The sequence below is a fragment of the Methanosarcina barkeri str. Wiesmoor genome, assembly GCF_000969985.1.
Classification (GTDB): domain Archaea; phylum Halobacteriota; class Methanosarcinia; order Methanosarcinales; family Methanosarcinaceae; genus Methanosarcina; species Methanosarcina barkeri_B.
Genome location: NZ_CP009526.1, coordinates 1,997,449 through 2,020,629 on the forward strand (window position 1 = coordinate 1,997,449; position 23,181 = coordinate 2,020,629).

General features: G+C 38.6%; 17 protein-coding genes and 1 CRISPR repeat array. Of the genes, 10 read left to right on the forward strand and 7 right to left on the reverse strand.

What is annotated here, in order from left to right; translation table 11 throughout:
* The first annotated feature begins 565 nt into the window (after positions 1–565).
* Complete coding sequence (locus MSBRW_RS08535) at positions 566–1,033, forward strand: hypothetical protein (RefSeq protein ID WP_230670034.1); 468 nt, start codon at positions 566–568, stop codon at positions 1,031–1,033.
* 704 nt (positions 1,034–1,737) lie between these two features.
* On the opposite strand, the gene MSBRW_RS08540 is transcribed toward MSBRW_RS08535, so the two are convergent.
* From MSBRW_RS08540 to MSBRW_RS08565, 6 genes are all read right to left on the reverse strand, one after another.
* Positions 1,738–2,850 (reverse strand): pyridoxal phosphate-dependent aminotransferase, encoded by a 1,113-nt coding sequence (locus MSBRW_RS08540; protein WP_011308059.1) that lies wholly within the window; start codon positions 2,848–2,850, stop codon positions 1,738–1,740.
* A gap of 72 nt (positions 2,851–2,922) precedes the next feature.
* Entirely contained in the window at positions 2,923–3,537 is a 615-nt protein-coding gene (hxlB, locus tag MSBRW_RS08545) for a 6-phospho-3-hexuloisomerase (RefSeq protein WP_011308058.1), read from the reverse strand.
* Positions 3,538–3,795: 258 nt separating this feature from the next.
* Positions 3,796–4,308: a hypothetical protein gene (locus tag MSBRW_RS08550; protein WP_011308057.1), complete on the reverse strand. Its 513-nt coding sequence runs from the start codon at positions 4,306–4,308 to the stop codon at positions 3,796–3,798.
* Positions 4,309–4,322: 14 nt separating this feature from the next.
* Positions 4,323–4,682: a DUF2073 domain-containing protein gene (locus MSBRW_RS08555; RefSeq protein ID WP_011308056.1), complete on the reverse strand. Its 360-nt coding sequence runs from the start codon at positions 4,680–4,682 to the stop codon at positions 4,323–4,325.
* A 5-nt stretch (positions 4,683–4,687) separates the two neighbouring features.
* Positions 4,688–5,329 carry an Era-like GTP-binding protein gene (locus tag MSBRW_RS08560; protein ID WP_011308055.1) on the reverse strand — a complete coding sequence of 214 codons (642 nt, stop codon included), beginning with the start codon at positions 5,327–5,329 and terminating at the stop codon, positions 4,688–4,690.
* A gap of 863 nt (positions 5,330–6,192) precedes the next feature.
* Positions 6,193–7,182: a PhoU domain-containing protein gene (locus tag MSBRW_RS08565; protein ID WP_080565388.1), complete on the reverse strand. Its 990-nt coding sequence runs from the start codon at positions 7,180–7,182 to the stop codon at positions 6,193–6,195.
* 245 nt (positions 7,183–7,427) lie between these two features.
* On the opposite strand from MSBRW_RS08565, the gene MSBRW_RS08570 reads away from it, so the two are divergent.
* The 3 genes from MSBRW_RS08570 to MSBRW_RS08580 all read left to right on the forward strand — a co-directional run bounded on the left by MSBRW_RS08570 (position 7,428) and on the right by MSBRW_RS08580 (position 9,354).
* Positions 7,428–8,291 (forward strand): shikimate kinase, encoded by an 864-nt coding sequence (locus tag MSBRW_RS08570; RefSeq protein ID WP_048102978.1) that lies wholly within the window; start codon positions 7,428–7,430, stop codon positions 8,289–8,291.
* A 353-nt stretch (positions 8,292–8,644) separates the two neighbouring features.
* On the forward strand, positions 8,645–8,932 hold the full coding sequence (locus MSBRW_RS08575; RefSeq protein WP_011308052.1) for a chorismate mutase: 288 nt from the start codon (positions 8,645–8,647) through the stop codon (positions 8,930–8,932).
* A 20-nt stretch (positions 8,933–8,952) separates the two neighbouring features.
* Positions 8,953–9,354, forward strand: a complete 402-nt coding sequence (locus MSBRW_RS08580) for a 5-(carboxyamino)imidazole ribonucleotide mutase (RefSeq protein ID WP_011308051.1) — start codon at positions 8,953–8,955, stop codon at positions 9,352–9,354.
* Between the two features lie 332 nt (positions 9,355–9,686).
* Here the strand turns inward: MSBRW_RS08580 and MSBRW_RS08585 are convergent, their stop codons facing one another.
* The gene (locus MSBRW_RS08585; RefSeq protein WP_230670036.1) at positions 9,687–10,337 is read right to left on the reverse strand and encodes a type I restriction-modification enzyme R subunit C-terminal domain-containing protein; all 651 of its coding nucleotides are present in this window, start codon (positions 10,335–10,337) and stop codon (positions 9,687–9,689) included.
* 681 nt (positions 10,338–11,018) lie between these two features.
* On the opposite strand from MSBRW_RS08585, the gene MSBRW_RS08590 reads away from it, so the two are divergent.
* The 6 genes from MSBRW_RS08590 to cas2 all read left to right on the forward strand — a co-directional run bounded on the left by MSBRW_RS08590 (position 11,019) and on the right by cas2 (position 20,616).
* Positions 11,019–13,550: a CRISPR-associated helicase/endonuclease Cas3 gene (locus MSBRW_RS08590; protein ID WP_011308050.1), complete on the forward strand. Its 2,532-nt coding sequence runs from the start codon at positions 11,019–11,021 to the stop codon at positions 13,548–13,550.
* Positions 13,543–15,771: a type I-G CRISPR-associated protein Cas8g1/Csx17 gene (gene cas8g1 / locus MSBRW_RS08595; RefSeq protein ID WP_011308049.1), complete on the forward strand. Its 2,229-nt coding sequence runs from the start codon at positions 13,543–13,545 to the stop codon at positions 15,769–15,771. The genes MSBRW_RS08590 and cas8g1 overlap by 8 nt, the downstream gene beginning before the upstream one ends.
* A 27-nt stretch (positions 15,772–15,798) precedes the next feature.
* The gene (gene cas7g / locus MSBRW_RS08600; protein WP_011308048.1) at positions 15,799–16,848 is read left to right on the forward strand and encodes a type I-G CRISPR-associated RAMP protein Csb1/Cas7g; all 1,050 of its coding nucleotides are present in this window, start codon (positions 15,799–15,801) and stop codon (positions 16,846–16,848) included.
* Positions 16,838–18,493, forward strand: coding sequence for a type I-G CRISPR-associated protein Csb2 (gene csb2 / locus MSBRW_RS08605; protein WP_196298035.1), 1,656 nt, complete (start codon positions 16,838–16,840; stop codon positions 18,491–18,493). The genes cas7g and csb2 overlap by 11 nt, the downstream gene beginning before the upstream one ends.
* Positions 18,494–18,628: 135 nt before the next feature.
* Positions 18,629–20,281, forward strand: a complete 1,653-nt coding sequence (locus MSBRW_RS08610) for a CRISPR-associated endonuclease Cas4/Cas1 (protein WP_011308046.1) — start codon at positions 18,629–18,631, stop codon at positions 20,279–20,281.
* A gap of 38 nt (positions 20,282–20,319) precedes the next feature.
* On the forward strand, positions 20,320–20,616 hold the full coding sequence (gene cas2, locus MSBRW_RS08615) for a CRISPR-associated endonuclease Cas2 (RefSeq protein ID WP_048103441.1): 297 nt from the start codon (positions 20,320–20,322) through the stop codon (positions 20,614–20,616).
* 169 nt (positions 20,617–20,785) lie between these two features.
* Positions 20,786–22,420: a CRISPR direct-repeat array (repeat unit 36 nt; unit sequence GTTTCCATAACCGAAAGGTTGTGGCAGAATTGAAGC).
* Positions 22,421–23,181 lie beyond the last annotated feature (761 nt).

The following is a 23,181-nucleotide window of genomic DNA, read 5'->3' on the forward strand; positions in this document are numbered from 1 at the left end:
TGTGATACTTTATGTGATACTTTATGTGATACTTTATGTGATACTTTATGTGATACTTTTAGCCTTAATTTGTGGATATATATTAATTTTATTGTGAAGCTGATTCCGTAAACTAAAAATTACTTTTCAGAATTCCGTATCTTCTCTTTTTTACTGCAATTACTGAATTAGCACTTATTTCTTCTCTGATAAATGAATAAAGTTTTTCTGGGCCATATTCTTCATCAATAATATAAAATAATGCTTTTCCTTTCTCCTTAATTTGTTTTACTAACCAGGTGCGCGTTTTATATTTAATTTATATTTATATTTCATACTTTTACTTTTTTTGTGGCAAAAAAAGGACGAAACGTTTAATTTAAAATTGTTTTTATAAAATATTCAATTTAGGAGTCCCACAAATAATAAAATTTTATATACAGTGAACACAATATTCAATTTTGTATAATGATTCGTTAAGCATCCTGATGTTTGTATATAACAGCATTTTTACAATATAAGTTTAGTAATTTTTGAAAATCTTTCTAGCATTTCGTAGAAATATAAGTTTGCAGAGATGGTTTAATTGGCTAGTAATGTAAGGAAAAAGTTTATCGTTATAGGATTTCTTCTAATGACTGTTCTAATTATCTATATCTCTCTTCCCATAATCATTCCTTTTATTTTCACAGGATCAACAGCACCGTTTTTTGTAATACATAACGATGATAGAAAAAGTCATGAGGCAGCAATTGAAGTGTTTGATCAAAATAACAAATCAGTAATAAACGAAACATATAGCCTTAAACCTAAAAGTGATTTCTCACAATCTCGTCCTTTAAGTTTAAAGTTATCCTGGGAAAAAAAAGAGTATATATTTAAGGTAACTATGGATAAAAAAATTACAAATATGACTAAAGTGGAAATTCCAAATCGTCGTACTTCTGTATACATACGTTTATACTACAAAAACCATGGAGATATTCCTTACATGGACTATGAATCCCCTGAGATAATTCCTATTTTCATTCAAACTGTAGAACGGATGTGCTAGGAAACTATTAAAAATGTAGATATCAGTTGAAAGAAAACTTTGATAAAAACCTATTACCCGATGGTATTATCGAAACAATGGTTCAAGTAAAAAGTCAAGTAACAAAGGATTGAGTTAATGATTGATATAGAGATTGATATATAAATTGATACATATATTGATATATATCCCACTTTCCGCAGTAAATTTTCGTAAATTCATATTTTTACTGCTATCAATTTTCTTACTGCTATCAATTTTCTTACTGCTATCAATTTTCAATCAAATGTAGATTTATTGGACTTTTATGCAGTAGGTAAAAGCAACTATGTGGTGTATTTAGAGACCAAAAACGATATCATCCAATTTTCACCAAATACCATTAAAAATCCAAATTATTTGCTCTGTTCCAAAAACGCTATCATGAAAAATATTGATTTTCAAAAAAATACTGCGAAATGTAGGATATATAACTACATAAATAAAAATCTAATAAAAATAAAAATCTAATAAAAATAAAAATCTAATAAAAATAAAAATCTAATAAAAATAAAAATCTAATAAAAATAAAAATCCAATAGTGATACAAATAAAAATCCAATAGTAATAAAAATCTGAGAAAAAGTGTTTAATTTACAGAAATCTCTGAAGATTTTCCAGAGTATTTTCTCTGGAATTTTAAACTATTTCTCAGGGTATTTTATTAGAGCAGTGTATCAGAATTCTCAAAGTACTTTTTCCATGATGCCTAAGGCTTTTTCGATATCTTTCATTGAAGCAGCATAGGAAATTCTGATATGGCCGTCTCCTTCGCTTCCGAAGGCTGTGCCGGGAGTAACAATAACGCCGTTTGAGATAAATTTCGAGGCAACCTCTGTGGAATTCGGGACTTTTGGGAAAGCGTAGAAAGCACCTTTTGGAAGGGCACATTCCATTCCTAGATCATTCAGCCCTTTTACAAGTACGTCCCTGCGCTTTCTGAACTCTTCTCGCATAGCCTTGATCGAATCTTTGGGCCCTGCCACTGCGGCATAAGCGGCTTTCTGAGCTATTGAGTTGGCGCAGGCCTGGAAATACTGGTGCACCTTAAGCATCTGGCCTATGTAATCTTTTCTGGCTGCCACGTACCCTAGTCTCCATCCGGTCATAGCATAGCTCTTTGAGGTCGCATTTACGGTAATCACATTGTCCGAATAGCTGGCAGGACTTACGTGTTCTCCTTCATAAACGAAGTACTCGTAGACTTCGTCGGAAATAATGGTTATATTGTAGTCGTCTGCAATCTCGGCCAGGGCTTTTATATCGGCCCTGCTTGCGACTGTACCTGTGGGATTTGAAGGAGAATTAAAAACGATCGCTCGGGTCTTCGGAGTGATTTTCTCAAGCACGGCCTCAGGCTTCATAGTAAGGTCTTCGGCGAGGGGAACACCTACGGCTTTGCCACTCAGGATTTCGGTAAGTGCATTGTAAGAAACGAAGCCAGGGTTTGAGATAAGGACCTCATCTCCATGGTTTAAGAGGGCTGCAAGGGCAATTGCAAGAGCTTCCGATGCTCCAGAAGTTACAATTATTTCCTCAGGGGAAACCGAGAACCCGTTCTCTTCCTTGAACTTGGAACTCAGGGCTTCTCTTAACTCTGGAATTCCCGGCCCGACCGTATAACCCGTAAAGCCTTCGTTTATAGCTTTTATTGCCGCGGCCTTAATATGTTCCGGGGTGTCAAAATCAGGCTGCCCTAGCCCAAGGTTAATAGCATCCGAGCCTGCGGCTTCAAAAATCTTCCTGATCCCTGAGGTATCTATTCTGGCCACGTTCTCTGAAAACTTTATTTCCTTCAAATTAGGCTCTCCTGTATCCCTATATATTAATTATTTTTAAATGTGCCTTCTGCTTTCTGGCAATTAAGGCTTTCATTCGATATTCGTATGTCTCGACTTCAGTTCAGCTTCCGATGCGCCTGTAAGCGTAATAAGCTGAGAGATTATCGAATCAAGGAAAATAAGCGATGTAATTTCAAAAGATGTACCCAGTGGAGGCATGGTTTTGTAACCTCCTCGAATGTTTCTTTCAAGGTAGCCGTATGTGTCAGAGTCATTTTTAGTCTTGCTTGGAAGGATCATAGTAACATCCGAGATTCTACCGAGCGTGGATTCTTTTTTAGAGGTGACCGTTATGAGGGTTGAGCCAATATCTTTTACTATTTTTCCGAGATCCGCTATAGAGTGGGTTTCTCCTGACCCTGAAATTGCAATCACTATATCCTCCGGCCTGACAGCAGGAGTTGTGGTTTCACCAACTACATACACGCTGAATCCGAGGTGCATAAGCCTCATTGCAAAAGCTTTGGCAACAAGTCCGGACCTTCCGGCTCCCATCAAAAAGATTCTTTCGCCTTCCAGAATTTTCTGGATCATCAATTTTATAGCTTCTCTGTCAAGTTTATCAATTATCTCACTGAGGTTTACTGCAATCATTTTCATTGATAATAGTACATCTTCGCAGTCGTTTACCTGAACTTTTTCCATATGAGTTCTCCGAAAAACATTGAGTTAAGTGCCTGGTTAAATGCTTGATTCTATAATAATTAATTGATTAAATTTTATTTATCTGCTTATATTAATGATATTTATCTGTCTATGCTAATAATATTTAACTGCATATGTTAATGAGAAAAATGCTCCTGAAATACTTTACCAAAACCCTTCTTCAAATTTACAGTCGGATCTCAGGGCAAGTTTCGGAAGCCTTCTTTTTACCTTGCCGCAATGCCAGCAGTTCAGATTTTACCTGCTTGTTTGCGACTCAGTTTTATAATTAATAGCTTTCAGTTCCCAGTTCTCGATGTTATTTTTAAATTCGCGATAGAGCCTCTGGATATCGCAGTCATTCCCATTCCAATAAAAGTCTTTACGCGTTTCTCCTTTTTGGAGCTCTTCAAGTATAAACTTTGATAGATGGAAAAGGGCTTTTTTATTGGAAAAAGGAATACTATAATTTACGCGATAACCACCGGTTGTTTTTCCATAGGACACGAGTGTGTACCCTTTACTCTCATATTCCGTAATCTCATCAAAACTACAGACAATTTCAAACTCATGAACCGTAGATTGGTCAACTTTTGAAATTCCTATAAGTATTTGCGCTATAATACAGTCCGGAACTTTCCGTCCAAACCATACGGCGATTTTCCCGTAAGTACAGACTAAGTTGACATCATTCCTGCCCATCTCAAAGGAGCCTAGAGACTGGGGAGGATATATTATAACTTCTGCGTCTTGGGTTTTTTGGGCACACATTGTTTCCACTTCGTTTATTTACTTGCAGAGACAAGTGCACTTATGAGATTCCGATCTTTCTTAAGGGTTTTGAGCTGGTTTGCAGGCCCTATTACCGTAAGTCTCTTACTGCTTTGTCTTTTGAAAATTTTACCAAGAAATGAACCGTCCGCATTTGCAGGATAACTTTGCATCTCTATGCCCGAAAAAACATCAGGCTGGATAGCTGACATTGTCATTTCTATAAGCTTTGCTTCCTCCATTGGGTTCAGTCCCTTTTCAAGCACCAGAATTTTACCTTTTCGTACCTCATCGATTATGTATCGGACTTTTTCCATTGAAGCCATCTGAGAAATTCTGGCTTCGGATATCAAATCAAGTTGAATTCCCTGCATGTGAATCACCCGAACTGTTTTGCCAGAGCTTCATAAAACGAGTCCATTCCCACTCCTTCAAGGGCAGAAACCGGCACCATCGGATGCTGAGGAAAGGCTTCCTTTATGACAGACGGGTCGGCATCAGGAAGGTCTACCTTGTTTGCTACTATAAGAAGCGGAAGGCTTCTGGCTTCCATATTCCCTATTACTGTTACGTTGACCTGTGTGTAGGGATTTTCGGTGGAATCCATGACAAGTATGACCCCATCAAGGTCATCCAACCATTTGACAGCTTCGATTACGCCTTCTGTTGCTTCTTTGGACCGTTTTTTGGATTCGGAATCACTCATTCCCTGCTCCATGAAGTCATGGAAATCGATTTTTGTAGCAAGCCCGGGCGTATCTACGATATCAAGGCTGATTGTATGCCCATTGTTTTCAATACTTATTGCATTTCTTCTCTTAGCATGCCGGGTTTCGTGAGCAATATGAGAAACAGAGCCCATTGTTTCTTCAGCTCCGACCCAATCCTTAAGGATCCGGTTGCTGAGGGTTGTTTTACCCGCGTTTGGGGGACCGTAAATTCCTATGCATGCTCCTTTTTTCTTGAACAATTTATTGAATATTTTTGAAAAGCTTACCTTAAATCGTTCTAACATATTCATAGCTTCCCTCCTTTGGGAAAAGCATAGTACCTAAGGATTTCTCGGATTGCTTTCCTTTACGGATTGATACTTAAATTTTTAATTTATTGATCCATGCACTTAAGTAACTTCTATTTATCGTACTGAGGGGATTGGGGGAAATTGTAGATGTTTTTTCCTTTCCAGTATATCTGAGAGTAAATAGGAAATTTAAGGCTTTTTCTATGGTAGAATAGAAAGGGCCTCCGTGGAAATAACATCAGAATATAAATAAATTGCTTTCTATTGCCTGATTCCCTCACCACATTAATAAAAAAGCTTTTTATCCAGAAATAAAAAGCTTGTTATCCAGAAGACTTTAAGCTCTCAAGAACTCTTTTTATTAGTATTAAATTTTTATATGTGCACTGATGTTCTGCACAGTCCTTTATATTTTTTCCTATTTTTATTCATTCAATCTTAAAAATATAAATCGTTTTTATGAGAATATCTTCTGGTATCCTTCTCACTTAGTTCTTTTTATAATTTTTACAGTTCAATTTTCTTCTATATATTTCAAGATATCTTTTGGAAACTCTTATATATTTTTATATATTTCAAGATGTTTTTTAAGCAACTCAGAGCATTGAAATGTAAACCTATTATTTCGATTTAAGACCGTAGTTATTATATTTAACTTCTATATTACTTTTGAGAATTTTTACTTGGAAACGCATAGAGATTTTACTTGAAATACCTATTATTTACTTTCTCAGATTGAAGAGAGCTTCTGTTTTCTCCGATAGAGTTTTGCTCATCTGTCCCAAATTGCCATGTTTACCGAATTGCCATGTTTACCGAATTGCCATGTTTACCGAATTGCCATGTTTACCGAATTGCCATGTTTACCGAATTGCCATGTTTATAGCAATTTCGGCTATATTGGAGCTAAGGTCTCCTATTCTGGATAAACTGTCTACGACTGTTCCGAGTGAAATCATAATCTCATTGGATTTCAATTTCAGAATAGATTTATGTAGTTCTTCTACCCATGCGCGCATGTTGTTAACATTATTTATTACCTGATTTGCAAGAGAGGTATTTGCCTCAAATAGGGCTTCAACTGACTGTTTTACCAGTTTCATATAAGCAACATTGAGTTTATCGATCTCTTCCATCACCGTATCATTAACAGGCTTTTGCAGCTTTGAGGCGGCATTTGCTATTTTCTGTGCATGGTCAGCTATCCTTTCTAGCGGGCTTGCCGCCATTCTGAACTCGTGGTATTCCTCTATACTTGTTTCTGTGGTGCCCGGCATTCCTCCTTCACAGAGAATAGAGCGAAACTGCTTTGAGATTAGGAGATATAACCTGTCAACCTCGTCATCTCTCTGACTTACATCAAGTGCAAGGTCATGATCAATAGTTTTTAAGGCTCTTACCGCATCTTTTTGCATGGACACCGCAATAAGGAACATCCTCTGTACACCTTTTTTAATAGGAAGTTCATTAGGGTTAAGGAGATCCTGGATAATCACAAAGTTTGAGCTTTCTTCAGTAATTTCAGGACCTATGAGTTTGTAGCACACCCTCCTAATTGTTTGCTTCTGTTCAACGAGTATCCTTTCGGAGAAAAGTTCGATCCTGTCATATCCGTGGAGATATGCAGCAATAATGTCTCGCTCAAGTGCTTTTGCTCCACAGCCTGTAACATCAATTCTTTTCGTTTTGATTGATCGTCCTTCAAGAGCGGGATTTATCAGTAGTTTTCCGTCAGGTTGTGCTTGAATGGAAACTCTCGTGCCTGTTTTGATCCCCACTTTTTCAGCCCATTGTTTAGGAAGGGAAATAATGTAAGTAGATCCACCTGTCTGCTGTACTTTCCTGGTCTCGATAATGATTCCCCGTTTTTGATTAAATCTGCTAGATCTGAAATTAGAAATGTTTATTCCTGATTCAAATAGTGCTCTCTGATAATACTTAGAAGTATTTTTTTATATACGTGATTCAACTTTACTATTTATATTTGTGTATGTACGCTTTTTTTATGAATATGTTGCAGAGCTCTGCGTTTCAGGAGACCTGGATTCTGTGAAGTAACGCAGTAAAAAATATTAAAGAACAGCGCATTCTGAGCATGATGATACTTGAAGGGCACGCCTGCGCGTCGGGAGCAGGAACCATTATCGCAGCATTTGCAACCTGGAAGGGTGCTGCATTTGGAACTGGCTTAAAAACATATTCAGAGGTAGAACTCTCTGATCGTGAGAGAAAAGTCCGCGGGTCGATTGAGGGAATGCCTGAAGCAGATACTTTTCTTATTGAAAGGTGTGTTGAACTTGTGCTTGAACACTTCGAGATTAAACTTGGAGGCAAGGTAAAAACAAGCAGCAATATTCCTCTTGCAGGTGGACTTAAGAGCAGCAGTGCAGCTGCCAATGCAACTGTACTGGCAACTTTAAATGCTATTGGAGAATCAATGCCTCCTCTTGATGCTGTAAAACTTGGGGTAAAAGCTGCAAGAGAAGCAAAAGTAACCATAACAGGGTCTTTTGATGACGCTTGTGCTTCTTTTTTTGGCGGAGTTGTGATCACTGATAACCGGGAATTGAAACTGATTAAAAGAGAAGAATACAATTCAAAAGTCCTTATTTTTGCGCCGAACAGAAAAGTGTTCAGTTCACAAACAAATGTTAAACGTTCAGAACTCATTGCTCCGTATATAGATATGGCATATGAACTTGCACTCGCAGGAGAGTATGAAAAAGCAATGACTTTAAACGGTTTCCTCTACTGCAGCGCTCTTGGCTTTGATACTGAGTGCATTCTTCGAGCCCTGGAATGTGGCGTAAAAGGGGTAAGTCTATCCGGGTCGGGCCCGGCGTATGTTGCGCTTGTCAAAGAAAACCAGATCGAAGAGCTCAGGTCGACCTGGGAAAGCTGTGGGATCGAAGGCAGGGTTATAGAAACCTCTATAAATAACAGAGACGCAATGTCTTTGTGAACTGCCACTAAGCTAAAGACTTAGCAGCTTCCTAATTCATAGATGACCATCGGCATCTCCAAAGGCTTTAATTCCGGCTGAACCGTCCGTACTGAGTCTCGCTCTTTCGCTCGTTTCGGCTTTACGTAGTTACAAGCTAGAGTAGAAGGTTTTTCTACTACCTGCTGAGCCTGATGGTAGACTTTTGGAAAAAGGTTGCTTGGTTTTCGCATACCTTAATCTAATATTAAATTATCCGATGGTCTATATGAAGTTAAAGAATACTGAAAAGAATAGGGAGAAGTTGACGCTTATATCCCCTGAGCTAAAGACACAGGGGTTTTACGCTTCTTCATATAAAACGAGGGGTTCACTTGAGCGAACTTGAGGATGTCCGCAGAGAAATAGAAGAAATCGATAGGGAAATTCTTGCCCTCATTGATAGAAGAGTAAATCTGGCTGAAAGAGTACTTGAATCAAAAAGAATAAATGGAACTTCGATAAATGACCAGAAACAAAATGAGGTTGTAATTAACAGAGCTTTACATGCCGCAACCGAGCTCAACCTTGATCTGGGGTCTATAAAGACTATTTTTGAGACTCTTATCAGGATGAGTATCGAACGTCAAAACGAGTTAAGCGGCAAAGGAAGCCTGCCCTGACTGCTCAGGAGAAACTAAAAATGGTTGATATCTCAGTAATTATGGGTTCCGAATCCGATAGGCCTATCGCCAACCGTGCGATATCCGTACTTGAAAAGAGCAAATACACTTACGAAGTAATGGTTATCTCTGCTCACAGGAACCCTGAAGAACTTGAAAGCTACATATCAAGTACCGACGCAAAAGTCTTTATTACAATTGCAGGTTTATCTGCAGCCCTTCCTGGGGTTGTAGCTTCCAGAACAAAAAGACCTGTAGTAGGAGTCCCTGTAAGCGCGAAGCTTGGTGGACTCGATGCCCTGCTCTCTATTGCCCAGATGCCCCCAGGAGTGCCTGTCGGAAGCGTAGGGATCGATAATGGAGCAAATGGTGCACATCTTGCTCTGAGAATTATGGATTTGATTGACACCACGAAGCCTTAAGAAGCCTGTTAAAAATCTCACTTCCTGGCTTGATACAGTAATAATCAATTTACTAAAAATCAACTAATAAATTGGAGCGGAAGTAAACTCAGTCGGCTATTTACAAAATTTGGTCGACTCACTCCGAAGACTCTTTTTTAAATAATCTCTTATTTACCCTAGTTTAACCCTTTTCAGTTTATTCAAAATGGATGAAGTTCATTTAAAATGGATGAGTTCATTCAAAATGGATGAGTTCATTCAAAATGGATGAGTTCATTCAAAATGGATGTTAAATCAATTTCCTACTATTGCCTGAAAGTCTTACTTATCCAAAGCGGCGCAAAAGATTTTCATGCAGTAATTTGTTGCGAACATGGGGGCACTAATGCTGTTGCCGTGATCTGCTCCAACGTATCTATCAATTCATCAATTTGAGTTGAGGTGAAAAGCCCATCTGGACCCTGTGGAGTAAGGTCGGTAAATGGCGACTCGTAAAGTAATGCAGCATCCATTGCTCCGTGTTCTGTAAGATGATCAATAATCAAGTTTATGAACTCTATCTGGTTTGCAGTCAGGGTCTTACCTTTCAGAAATGTGGCCAGCGACTGTTTTGCAGCTTCCCTATCAAGCCCAATGAGTGAACGCACAAAGAGACCGAGTCCGTGTGATACCTCTTTGGCACGGGCAATTTCTTCTGGGCCTCCCAGCCCGCTTTCTGAAAGTATCCGTTCCAGTTCATCAAGATCAGTTGCAGTCAATGGAATATTCATCCGAAGCTTATGGATAACCGTGTTGTCCTGATGTTCCAGAAGGAAAGCACGGGTCTTGGCGCGAAACTTTTCAAAATCTCCGGCTTCAGCAAAGCCCGGTAATTCCACGCCGGTTTCGCTGCCTATTTCGTCTTCGAAGTCAGTGTAAAGCGGCTTTCTGTGGTGTTTTTCTATCAGTTTTACCAGGTCACGTAGATGCCTTCTAAGTGTTTCCAGCATGGGAGTTGTCACATTCTCCCACCATTCATCGGCAGTTTAAAACAAAATTTATTTTCTCATTACAAGGATTAAAACAGCTAATCTAGCTAATCCAGCTAATCCAGAAGCAGACTGATAGTGTTTTCACTAGATTAGTTCAAGATTCACAGGTTAATCTAGTGCTGCGATTCCAAAGTATATCCATGAAGCATTGTTTTTTGATTTATCTGTTGATTAACGAATTTCTAGCTAAACAAAAAGGACTTATTTTGGAATCGGTGTACTAGGATCTTTACGAAACGACAGTATTCCCTTTTTTAGAGGAATGAGAGTAAGATTAACAGTTTAAAGTTCAGGGTTGTACTTTTTGACTTTGTCAACATTTCTTTTGCCATTAATAAGTTTTATATTCAATTTGCTTATAGTTTTGCTTACTATCCTAATACAAAAAGAGTAATACTCCAAAAAAAGAAAAGTAAGGGGTATACTTGCATATAGGAAGTTGAAAGGCAATCCGTGAAAAACGCTGAATCCCTTGAATATGAGGGCATGAACTGTGAACTGGGGGGACAGTGATCAGGAAATAAAGCAAGAGGCTTCTATTTCAATTACTGGTTCGTTTAGATAAAAATAAGAAAGATTATACATAATGGACTTTATTTACCTGTTAATAAGTGTGCTTACTTTATAGTCACTATCTTTTGGGGGAAGCACTTGAATCTCGAGTATAAACAGTTATTTCAAGAAGCTACTGGATTTGAGCCCTTTCCATATCAAGAGTTACTAGCAACTAGAGAGAATCTACCGGAACTCTTAAAGGTTCCGACTGGTGCTGGCAAAACCTCTGGTGTGGTAATACCGTGGGTGTGGAGAAGGCGATTCGCAGAAGAAAGCATTCGTATCCGAACACCAAGAAGACTTATATATTGCCTGCCAATGCGTGTTCTCGTAGAACAGACTTATGAGAATGTAATCTCATGGCTGGATAGACTTGGGCTACTTGCTGGCAGTGCTAGCTGGAAAAAACCAGAAGAAAAAACTGGGCTTATTGAATATTTACCCGAACATAGACAACCTGATAATGAGAAGATTTCTGTACATCTACTAATGGGCGGAGAAGACGCAGGCAAATGGGCTGAATATCCTGAAAGAGATGCAATACTGATCGGGACTCAGGACATGTTGATTTCTCGGGAATTGAACAGAGGATATGCGTCCAGCCGGTTTAGATGGCCTTTGGAGTTTGGACTATTAAATAATGACTGTCTGTGGGTAATGGACGAAGTCCAGTTAATGGGTGCTGGACTTCCTACGTCTGCTCAAATGGAAGCTTTCAGACAAGGTTTCGGAACATTTGGCAATTATCATATTATCTGGATGAGTGCAACTTGCGAAGAAGAATGGATTAAAACAGTTGATTTCAAGAAACCTAAACTTGATCAATTGAAGATAAGTCCTGAAGACGCTAAAGTTGAGATGTTGCACAAAAGACTAACAGCCTTTAAAAAGCTCGAAAAAGCTTCCATAACTCTTAAAAACACGAAAAAAGAAGATTCCTCTAAGGAATATATAGACAAACTCAGCAGACTAATTCAGACTCAGTATCAACAAGCAGAATCTGCTCCTTCTATAGTTGTCATAGTCAATACTGTGAATCGTGCTCAGGATCTATATAAGAAATTAATTAAGGAATATCAAAGTAAATCAGGCACAGATACCTTAGAAATATTTTTGCTTCATGGAAGATTTAGACCTCCTGAAAAAACTGAAATTTTTAACAATTTCAAATCTGCTACCAATAAAAATAAGGGAAAAATTCTGATCTCGACCCAGGTTATAGAAGCTGGAGTCGATATCTCAGCTCATATTCTGATAACTGAACTTGCACCTTGGAGCAGCCTTGTCCAAAGATTTGGTAGGCTTAACAGGTACGGAGAGTATGATGACTCTATAGTTCTTTGGATTGACATAGATACGAAAAAGGACTCGCAAGTAGCTCTTCCATACAGCGTTCAAGAGCTTAACATTGCACGCTCAAAACTAAAAGGACTCAAAGAAGTATCACCACAGACACTTGATGAAATAACTCAACCTCCAATGGATGCCCAGAGGCATGTAATCAGGCGTAAAGATCTAGTTGATCTTTTTGATACTACACAGGATCTAACAGGAAATGACATTGATATCTCTCGTTTCATAAGAGATTCGGAAGATAGAGATGTTTTTGTCTATTGGAGAGAGTGGGAAGAAAATAAACCGCCAGAAGATTACAAAGGACCGTTAAAAGAAGAGTTATGTCAGGTTCCCATCGCCGATTTTAGAAACTTTTTGAAAAACAAAAAGGAACAAATCTGGCTATGGGATTATCTGGAAGGAAAATGGATTAACCCAAAACCTAATAATATCCATCCAGGCCAGACTTTTTTGATAAATTCACAAGCTGGAGGATATGATCTCAAAATTGGGTGGTCAAAGGATTGCAAAGATCGCGTACCTCAGCGTTTTTCTGGATCAGGTAACAATGATTCAACCAGTAGCGATCCAGGAGTAAACTCCGGAAAATGGGAAACAATTGCCAAACATGCAGACAATACTTTAAAACAGATGGAAAAATTGCTTTCTGATTTAGAGCCAATAGCCTGGGAACATGAAAATACCTTGAAAAATGCAGCATACTATCACGATATAGGAAAAGCACATGAAGTTTTCCAGAAAGCTGTCCTGTCCGATATTGATGAGGATACAGATAATATGAAGGAGAAACTCTGGGCAAAATCCGACCGGAATAGTGGAATCAAATACGAAAGAAAACATTTCAGGCACGAATTAGCTTCTGCCCTTCTTTTGCTTCAAAATGAAGACTTCATTGAAGATCTTGGGTCAAATAATGTTAATTTGATTGCATATCTGGTGGCTGCACATCACGGTAAAGTTAGACTATCCATACGATCTGTTCCTGGGGAAACAGCTCCAGACAACTTGGAGATAACTAGATTTGCAAGAGGTATATGGGAAGGGGATATAATTCCTGAAATTGATCTTGGAAACAATGTGAAGATACCTTCAACGACTCTGGATCTCTCTCTGATGGAGATTGGAATAGACAAGTACGGAAATCCATCCTGGCTTGAAAGAATGTGTGAACTGCGTGATAATCTAGGCCCCTTCAGATTAGCATATCTTGAAGGTCTTGTGCGTATTGCCGATTGGAGAGCCAGTTCTCTTCAGGAGGGTTCAGATGAGTAATAGTATAGAACTGAAAGGTTGCTCCACAGATAATTTCAGCAGTTATCTCAAGGCTCTGGGAGTTTTCAAGATATTTTCCCAGCAAAAAGATAACAACGCAAGAGCCTACTGGAAAAACAACATATTTGTCATCAACGCAGAATATGATGCTGCTGCAATGACTAACTTCTTCCTTCATGAGTATGCTCCATCACCTTTATTCAGACCATGGGGAGGAAGAAGTGGGTTCTACAAAGGTTCTTCAGAAAAAAGTGCGAGAGAGGCATTACGTCCTTTAATCGATTCAAAAGATAGTAGATTTGATTCACTTAGAAAAGTCTACGATGCTTTCCAAAAGTTTAGTGATTCAAAAGGTATCACTGAAAAGCCATCTGGTGACAAGCTTGTAGAGTTTTTGGAGGATTTAAGAGCCCAGTTGCCAGAAGATATTCTCGAGTGGTTAGATACGTGTTATGTTCTGACAGGCAATAATAGAAAATATTTGCCTTTACTCGGAACCGGGGGAAATGAGGGAAGTGGGAATTATTCTTCTAATTATTTGCAGGCCTTGACTGAGGTTTTAGTCAAGAAAAAAGAGAAAGAGTCAAAGCAACTCCTGGAACATTCACTTTTTTCAAAACATACGCCCAAACTTTCTAATCTCAGTTTTGGGCAGCTATCTCCAGGAGCGGTTGCAGAAGCAAACTCAACTGAAGGCTACAGAAGTACAAGTAAGCTTGTAAATCCATGGGATGTTATTTTCTCCATAGAAGGGACTACTTTGTTTGCAGGCTCGGCAAGTAAACGTTTTGGAGGCAGTCAAGGTGGTTTTGGCAGCAATTTCGGTGCGTTTCCGTTTACAGTATTGCCATCAGTAGCTGGTACAGGCAACATTACGTTTAAAGACAATTTTAAAGACCCTAATAAGAAAAGTGATTACAAGACTTTTGACAGTGAATTCTGGCTTCCTTTATGGAATCGTCCTACCAGTTATAATGAAATTACATATCTGTTCCATGAGGGGAGAGCACAAGTTGGGCGCAGAAAAGCAAATAATGGACTTGACTTTGTACGTGCAATTTCCAGTTTAGGAGTTGATCGTGGAATTGATGCCTTTGTAAGATATGGGAGATTAAAGCGGCAGGGAAGTGGAAAAAATGCAAATGCTCTGGCAATACCTCTTGGGACTTTTAAGGTTAGACAACAAAAAAATGTAAACTTGATTGAAGAGCTTGACAACTGGCTTAACGTTCTCCGTGATAAGTGTTCTTCAAAAGAAAGTGTTGCTGCCAGATATAGCTCTAGTCTGAGATCTATCGAAGAGGCAATCTTTTCTTTTAGTAAGCATGGAAATATTTCAGATTTTCAGAATCTCCTTATTGAACTTGGCAAAGCAGAGAGATCTTTTGCTTCAGCAGGTGCCAACAGGCCGATAAGACCCTTAAATGATCTTTCTCCTTCATGGATAAATGCATGTGATGACGAAAGCGTAGAGTTCAGAATTGCCTGTGCGGTTGCATCGATTTACGATAAAAAAATTGGATCGATAAGACGCCAGTTAGAGCCTTCTGAAATAAACAATAAGGGTAGACTCAAATGGAGTGAGACCAGATCAAGTGTGGTCTGGAGCAACACTGACCTTTGTAGCAATATGAAAGCAATCCTGCAACGTAGAATTCTCGAAGAAAAAATGAAAGGCAGTAATTTTACTCCAATAGGTGGAAAAGTAGCAGTTAGTTTGTCGGATATAGGCAGGTTCATAAGAGGAGAAGTAAACGACAAGAAAATATCTGACTTAATATGGGGACTTTCCATTATCAAATGGAAATATTACAACAAAGAAAGGCATGGAGTAGACTGGAATAATGGAATAGATGTGATGATTCCAAGAGCATATGCATTTCTTAAACTAATTTTTATTCCAGGCAACCTCATTTTTGAAAACCAAAGATGGGAAATTAGCTATGATGAAAAAAAAGGCATTCATTTGCCTTCATTACCTGAAGTCCTAAGAGTAATAGATACTCAGCAGGATAAGGCATTTGAATTAGTTACTAGGCGATTAAAGTCTTCGGGGCTTACTCCTTTAGGAGTTCGAAGAAATAAAGTTGCTGCTCCAGATTTTAATGTCAATACGGAAGACAGGGAGAGGATAGTTGCTTCTTTATTGATTCCTATCTGGCAGTATAATCGACTTTTCGAATTAGTGTTACAACCACCAATAGCTGAATTAGAAGTTTAAAATAACAAAGAAAGGAGAGACGGATAAATGACAGATATTAACAACTTAGAAATGCTGAACGACCAAAGCAGGCTTCTTCTGGAAGCTGACTTAGAACCAGTCCAAGGCTACCGTTTCCAGCCTACAGGATTTCCAGATCTTGGAGCTGCACAATACCAGGCACCTGATGGAACTAATATGTTGCTTGTGGAATCGCCTCAGTCGATGGCAAACAGAATGGAACTTGTTTGCTGGGATGAGGCTGAGAAAGATCTTGTGGAGCCTCTTAAAGGCCTTCCGTATATCAGAGTAAAATTAGATGAAAACGGTGCAACGACATCTTCTATTGAGGAAGCTCACAGAATTAACTCTGAGTATATAGCGAAAAATACCAAGTTGATAGACAATGATACGAATTTTAATGAGGTTCTAAAGAATGAACTGAAGATTGAAAAAAACAAACCTATCAATTATCCCTTACTTTACAAGATACTGTTAAAATACGATCCCAATACACTTCTACATGGAGTATTCCTTGAGGAACTGGACGGTAGAATAAAATTAGCCAGAAATTTGTCAGGGTTTATAGAAGCTTCTGGGGTGAAGTCTGTTCAAAGTGGAGGAGTTAAATTCAGCCATGTACAACCCGCCTTAACAGGTGGAGAGGGAAATGTCCCCTATGCAAGAACAGAATATACCGCTGAAAACATTACAGCGTACTTCAACCTTGATCTTTCATCAGTAAGAAATTTTGGACTCAATGATGATGCTGAGAATCTCCTGGTAGTTCTATCACTCTACAAAATACAAAAGTTTCTTGCTGAAGGTTTGAAGCTTAGGACAGCATGTGATCTCGAATTAAAAGATGGAATAAGGTCTAATATCAACGGTTTTACACTTCCCTCATTAGAAGATTTAGAAGCAGGCATAATAGAATTAATTGAAAAATGCACTGAGAAAGCCCTCTTCGCGAATCCAGCAGTAACCGAGCTAGTCTATGTTGAGCCTGCTAAGTCCAAAAATAACAAAGGGAACGAGAAGGAAAACAACGGCACAGAAGACGAAGGAGAAGGTACAGAAGGAGAGGGTGAGGTATAACACGATGTTTGCTCTCTCTTTCCAATTTTTCGCAGGAAAATATCATTCAACTCCCTGGGGACGGCACGTAAATGAAGGAGTTCCAGAGTGGCCTCCGTCTCCCTGGAGGATATTGCGTGCAATTATTGCTACATGGAAGTTAAAGGTAGATGCTGAGGAGAAAGATGTCAGAAACCTCATTCTGAGTCTCCTCGAGCCTCCTGTGTTTTATTTACCACCAGCAACTGTTGGGCACACAAGGCATTATATGCCCTGGGATAAAGGAGACAAAAAAAATTGGCATGCTTCCAAGACTTTGATTTTCGATACCTTTGTAGCCGTGCCAAGGGAAAGTCCTGTTATTACAGTTTGGGAAAATGTTTCTCTGGATGACAGATCTCTAAAACTTATAAAGCAAATCGCAGAAAATCTCTCATACTTCGGCAGGGTAGAGTCATGGTGCAAAGCTGAGGTGATTGAGGAAGGTAAGCTACCCAGTGTCCTTAAAGAACTTGATAGCTACTTTGTCTCAAAGCCGCTAGCTGAAGAAGACGTCCTAAGCAGTTCTGAAGAAATTGTTAATGTCCTCTGTGCGAATGAGGGTATAGATCCAAAGATCTCTTTAGATGAACTTGATAAGAAAGGCAACAACAAGCACCCTCTGCTTATACGAACATCCATACTAAGAACCCAAATTAAAAATCTATATCCACCTATGAGCAGGTTGGTTCAATACACTCGATCGCTTGACTGTTTTGAGCCTTCTAAAATCAGTCATGTTGTAGACAGGAAAGAAAAGAAAGTGAATGTGGTCAGGTTTTTGCTTGATTCAAATGCGCTTCCTCCAGTAACAGAGAGCCTAAAAATTGCAGACATTGCTCGCAATACAGCTATTTCAACATATGGAGGGAAAAGCCACAAAAAAACCTCTGTTCTTTCTGGGAAAGATGACGATGGAAATATACTGCTCAGCAATATGCATACTTTCTATCTACCAAGCGATGAGGACAGAGACGGAAAACTGGATCATCTGACACTGTATGCTCCTGGAGGATATGATGAAGCTCACCAGCTGGCTCTTGCAAAGATGAAAAAGTTATACGGATATAATTTGAAGAACGATGTTAACCTTCTGTTATTGGGTATGTTTGATTTAGATCAGTGGTCTGAGACTCGAAAAATTATTCCTCTATCGTCTTCTAGAACATGGAAGTCCTTTACACCGTATATTTTAACCAGACATCCAAAGGTTACGCGAGCAGGCCAATGGAAAATCCAAGGAACCCCTAAAAACGTTGAGATAAAGGTTCCTGAAAATTGTGCGCCTTATGCGACTAAAGAACATTTGATGCTTGAATATGGAGTCCTTCCTGACTTGTCTGGAATGCAGATCGATGGGCCCGTTTCTCAACTTCTTTTTTCAATAGATAGAGTAGGATTGCCACAGCCGTCTTCGATTGAACCTATTCCAGCCTACGAAATAAATGGAACAATGAGACAATGGCTTACCTTCAAACGTTACAGAAGAGGTAAACAGTCTCCTCCATCCGGAAATCCTTATGGATTCCGCCTTAGTTTTCCAGAAGAAGTGAAAGGCCCTGTGGCACTGGGTCATGGATGCCATTATGGGCTTGGAATCTTCGTTCCAGACAACGAATCAAGATAGTCAGTATCTAATAAACTTAAATCTGGGATAGACAGCCCTGTTCCAAGGGTCCATCTGAACCAGACAGATGGGAAAGTCAAACAGCGAATGAGATACAAGCGATGCCTTGACTTGGGATATACAGGAGGTTATACTATGGACGAACCTGTAGCTAGGTATGAAGAGCCGAAACTGATTCCTGCAAGAATGCTAAATGAATTTGTATATTGTCCACGTTTATGTTATATGGAGTGGGTACAGGGAGAATTTGAGCATAGTGAAGATACTTTGGAAGGAAAATTTGTTCATCGAAATGTAGATCAAGAAAAAACCAAAGATTTACAAGGTGAAGAAAAGAAGATTCATAGCACTTCTGTGATGCTTTCGGGTTATGAGACTGGTGTGATTACAAGAATTGACCTTCTAGAAGAATCAAACGGAAAAGCCGTGCCAGTTGAATACAAAAAGGGCTATGTTCCAGATATTCCTGAAAAAGTCTATGAACCGGAGAGAATTCAATTATGTGCTCAAGGCTTGGTGTTGAAAGAAAAGGGATTTGATTGCACGGAAGGAGTTATTTATTTTGTTAATTCAAAAAAAAGAGTGGCAGTTGACTTCGATGAGGAGCTTATCCAAAAAACTAAAGAAACAATTTTGAGGTTTCTTGAGACAATTGGAAAAAAAGAGATTCCGGCTCCTCTTGAAAATAGTCCTAAATGCTCCAGATGTTCACTTTCGGGAATTTGTCTTCCCGATGAGACTAATATTTTAAAAGGTTCAGCCTCACAAGTTAGATCATTAAATGTATCTAAAGACGACAAAAAACCCGTTTATGTTACTGGATGGGGAACTTCAGTACACAAGAAAGGAGATAGGTTGGTTATTAAGAAGAATGATGAAGAACTGCAGAGCGTCCCGTTAAGGCAAATATCCCAACTATCAATTTATGGGGATGCTCATATTTCTTTGCCGGTACTAAGAAGTTTAATTGAAATGAATGTGCCTGTGTGTTATTTTTCCTTTGGGGGTTGGTTTTATGGGCTATCACATGGGGTTATGAGTAAAAATGTTGATTTAAGGATTCATCAATATCAGACTGCTTTTGATTCAGAAAGGTCACTGGCAATTTCTCGCAAGATGATTGCTGGCAAAATCAAAAATTGTCGGACTTTATTAAGAAGAAACGACACTGAAGTTTCAGAGAAAATTCTCTCTCAATTAAATTCTCTTGAAAAAAAGGCATCGAATGCAAAAGAAATCGGACAGCTTTTAGGTATAGAAGGAACTGCAGCCCAAATTTATTTTTCGAGATTTGGCAATATGTTGAAACAAGATCTTGACTGTAAATTTGAAAATCGAAATAAAAGGCCTCCTACCGACCCGGTAAATGCTGTTCTTTCATATTTATATGGTATATTGACAAAAGAAGTCTTTGTAACTTTATTTTCGGTAGGTTTTGATCCTTATATGGGTTTCTATCACCAACCTAAATATGGAAAACCAGCTCTAGCACTTGATTTAATGGAAGAGTTTCGGCCATTGATAGCAGATTCTGTTGCTCTAACGCTTTTCAACAACAAAACAGTGACACTAGAAGATTTCGAAATAACAAATTTTGGAGTTTCGTTAAAGGACAATACAAAAAAGAAAATAATTAGTGGATATGAGAGAAGAATAAATACGGAAATAACTCACCCTATCTTTGGGTACAAAGCAAGTTATAGAAGAATTTTGGAAATACAGGTTAGACTTTTAGGCAGAACCGTTACTAAAGAAATAGAATCATACACTCCATTTTGTACAAGATAAAAAGCAGAAAAATTTCATATAAAACTAAAAGGGGAAATATGTCAGGATTAAACTGTTACATCGTGAGTTATGACATCAAAGAGCCAACTAGATTAAGACAAGTGCACAACACTGTTGAAGGATTTGGGTCTCCACTTCACTATTCAGTCTTTCGTTGTGACCTTTCAAAAAAAAGCAAAGTGGAACTCATTGCAGCGCTTACCGATATAATAAATTCTGATGAAGACAGTGTAATGATAATAAATTTGGGCCCAGCGAACAAAAACCTTGATAAGAAGATAACTTTCATAGGTCAGAAACCTGAAGTTGAAGAGGAAGATTTCATTATTGTTTAATTTTCGAGAGCTTATGAACCCTAAAAACTGCTGAAGGCTCTCGAGAAGCTTCAGCTTTTATAATTGAGATAAATATGCTAGTTTTATAATCCATGAAAAGAATTCAATTCAATGATCTCTCGAAAACAAAGTGAATTCCGTAGCTAATAGACGTGAAGATCTTAGCGCCGTTTCCATAACCGAAAGGTTGTGGCAGAATTGAAGCACAGTATGGGCATTCACATGTTGTGTACTGTCTCGTCTCGTTTCCATAACCGAAAGGTTGTGGCAGAATTGAAGCAAGGTGCCCTGTTGTTGGGTGGATTTTTGTTTTTAGTATGTTTCCATAACCGAAAGGTTGTGGCAGAATTGAAGCCTCCCCAGCGAAGACTGGCCCGTTTTCAAAACTTCCGTTTCCATAACCGAAAGGTTGTGGCAGAATTGAAGCCATGGGTTCGGCTGCGATGCGAAGGAAGGAGAGAAGGTTTCCATAACCGAAAGGTTGTGGCAGAATTGAAGCGCTAGAGTTGGTCAAGAAGGTGAACCTTTAACGCCAGTTTCCATAACCGAAAGGTTGTGGCAGAATTGAAGCTTGTGGGTAATGTGGGAAAAGGTTTACTTCAAAACCCGTTTCCATAACCGAAAGGTTGTGGCAGAATTGAAGCCAACTGCAGGCAATTATACAGATGGTCTTTTACAAGTTTCCATAACCGAAAGGTTGTGGCAGAATTGAAGCAGCCCGACCACATGTTTACTGACATTCCCATATAAAGTTTCCATAACCGAAAGGTTGTGGCAGAATTGAAGCCATTGTATGATACGATTGCAGAAAAATATACTGATGAGTTTCCATAACCGAAAGGTTGTGGCAGAATTGAAGCAGATTATTTTGAAACTTCTTTGGTATCACAGAAAGGTGTTTCCATAACCGAAAGGTTGTGGCAGAATTGAAGCCTTCCCAACCGAGTACACCAACAACAGCCGTTCCAGTTTCCATAACCGAAAGGTTGTGGCAGAATTGAAGCTATTATCGAACGATACAGAGCCTGTTTGAGAAAGCGCAGTTTCCATAACCGAAAGGTTGTGGCAGAATTGAAGCCCAACTGCCAGAATCCTGGTTGGTATCGTCGACCTCTGTTTCCATAACCGAAAGGTTGTGGCAGAATTGAAGCGTATGCCTGTGCACCCTTTGACTCTGGCTTATACTGAGTTTCCATAACCGAAAGGTTGTGGCAGAATTGAAGCAAGATTGGGGGAATCCTAATAAAATAAAATGGCCGAGTTTCCATAACCGAAAGGTTGTGGCAGAATTGAAGCCAGATTTTAAAAGTTCGGGAGTAATCGAAGGATCGAGTTTCCATAACCGAAAGGTTGTGGCAGAATTGAAGCTTAGTTGGGGAAAGTCTCACTACTGCGGGATTTGTACGTTTCCATAACCGAAAGGTTGTGGCAGAATTGAAGCGTATCAAAAACGGTGGTTAGTAATTGAATCATAACATGTTTCCATAACCGAAAAGTTGTGGCAGAATTGAAGCTTACAGTTACACTGGCGACCATTCGAATGGTGCTTATGTTTCCATAACCGAAAGGTTGTGGCAGAATTGAAGCTTTTTTTAGCGGTTTTATAAGCGTCCTGTAGCTTCTCGTTTCCATAACCGAAAGATTGTGGCAGAATTGAAGCCTAAACTAGCTGTACCATTACCAGATCGTACAGAAAGTTTCCATAACCGAAAGGTTGTGGCAGAATTGAAGCGAGCTTTGACATCAGCAACAGAACACAAGACCATGAGTTTCCATAACCGAAAAGTTGTGGCATAAGTGAAGCCTATTAATAGAATCAGCTACAACTAAACAGATTAGTTCCACATAATCGAAAAGTTGTGGCTGAATTGAAGTTTGTAATAGGAAAGTAACATAATAGCTGAAGAGCTTCCACAATCGGAAGGTTGTGGCAGAATTGAAATATTGACGAAAATACTAAAGAAAATTGGCGAGTTGTTGGAAAATTTATATCAGTTGCTGTCACCGCGTGATAACCAAAATATATAGATATATGAGGATGATTTTCCATCGTCAATGACCTATCTAAATGAGTACATCCATGTTGATATGCGATTATTTGAGTGCAGTCATTCTGACAAAAACGTTATCATGAGTGTGTCTAACTAAAAAATGATATCGCTATATATGAAAATTATTTACGGTGATAACGAATCTTCAAGTTCTATCGATCATACGGCTCTCGTAGCTGTTTTCGTACATATTTAGGGTCCTTCCAAATCAGTACTAAAACTAAGGGTATACAATGCTTATTTTGGATAATAGATATGCATTTAGAGTTTCCCCAATTAAGGTACACTCTAAAAATCAATTTTTTAGATAAATAATTTATAATACTCTTTTAAATCAAGAAGAGGGCGAGATAAATACTTTATTTTTTTACAATTTATGTTTATTTATAAATAAGGCATCTGATGTCATTTTCATTCATACAAAATTCAATGTTAAAAGTAAGGACAAATCGATGTTTAATTTATCAATTAAAGTACTTAAACACTTTAAACAGCAAATAGATCATTTAATGAA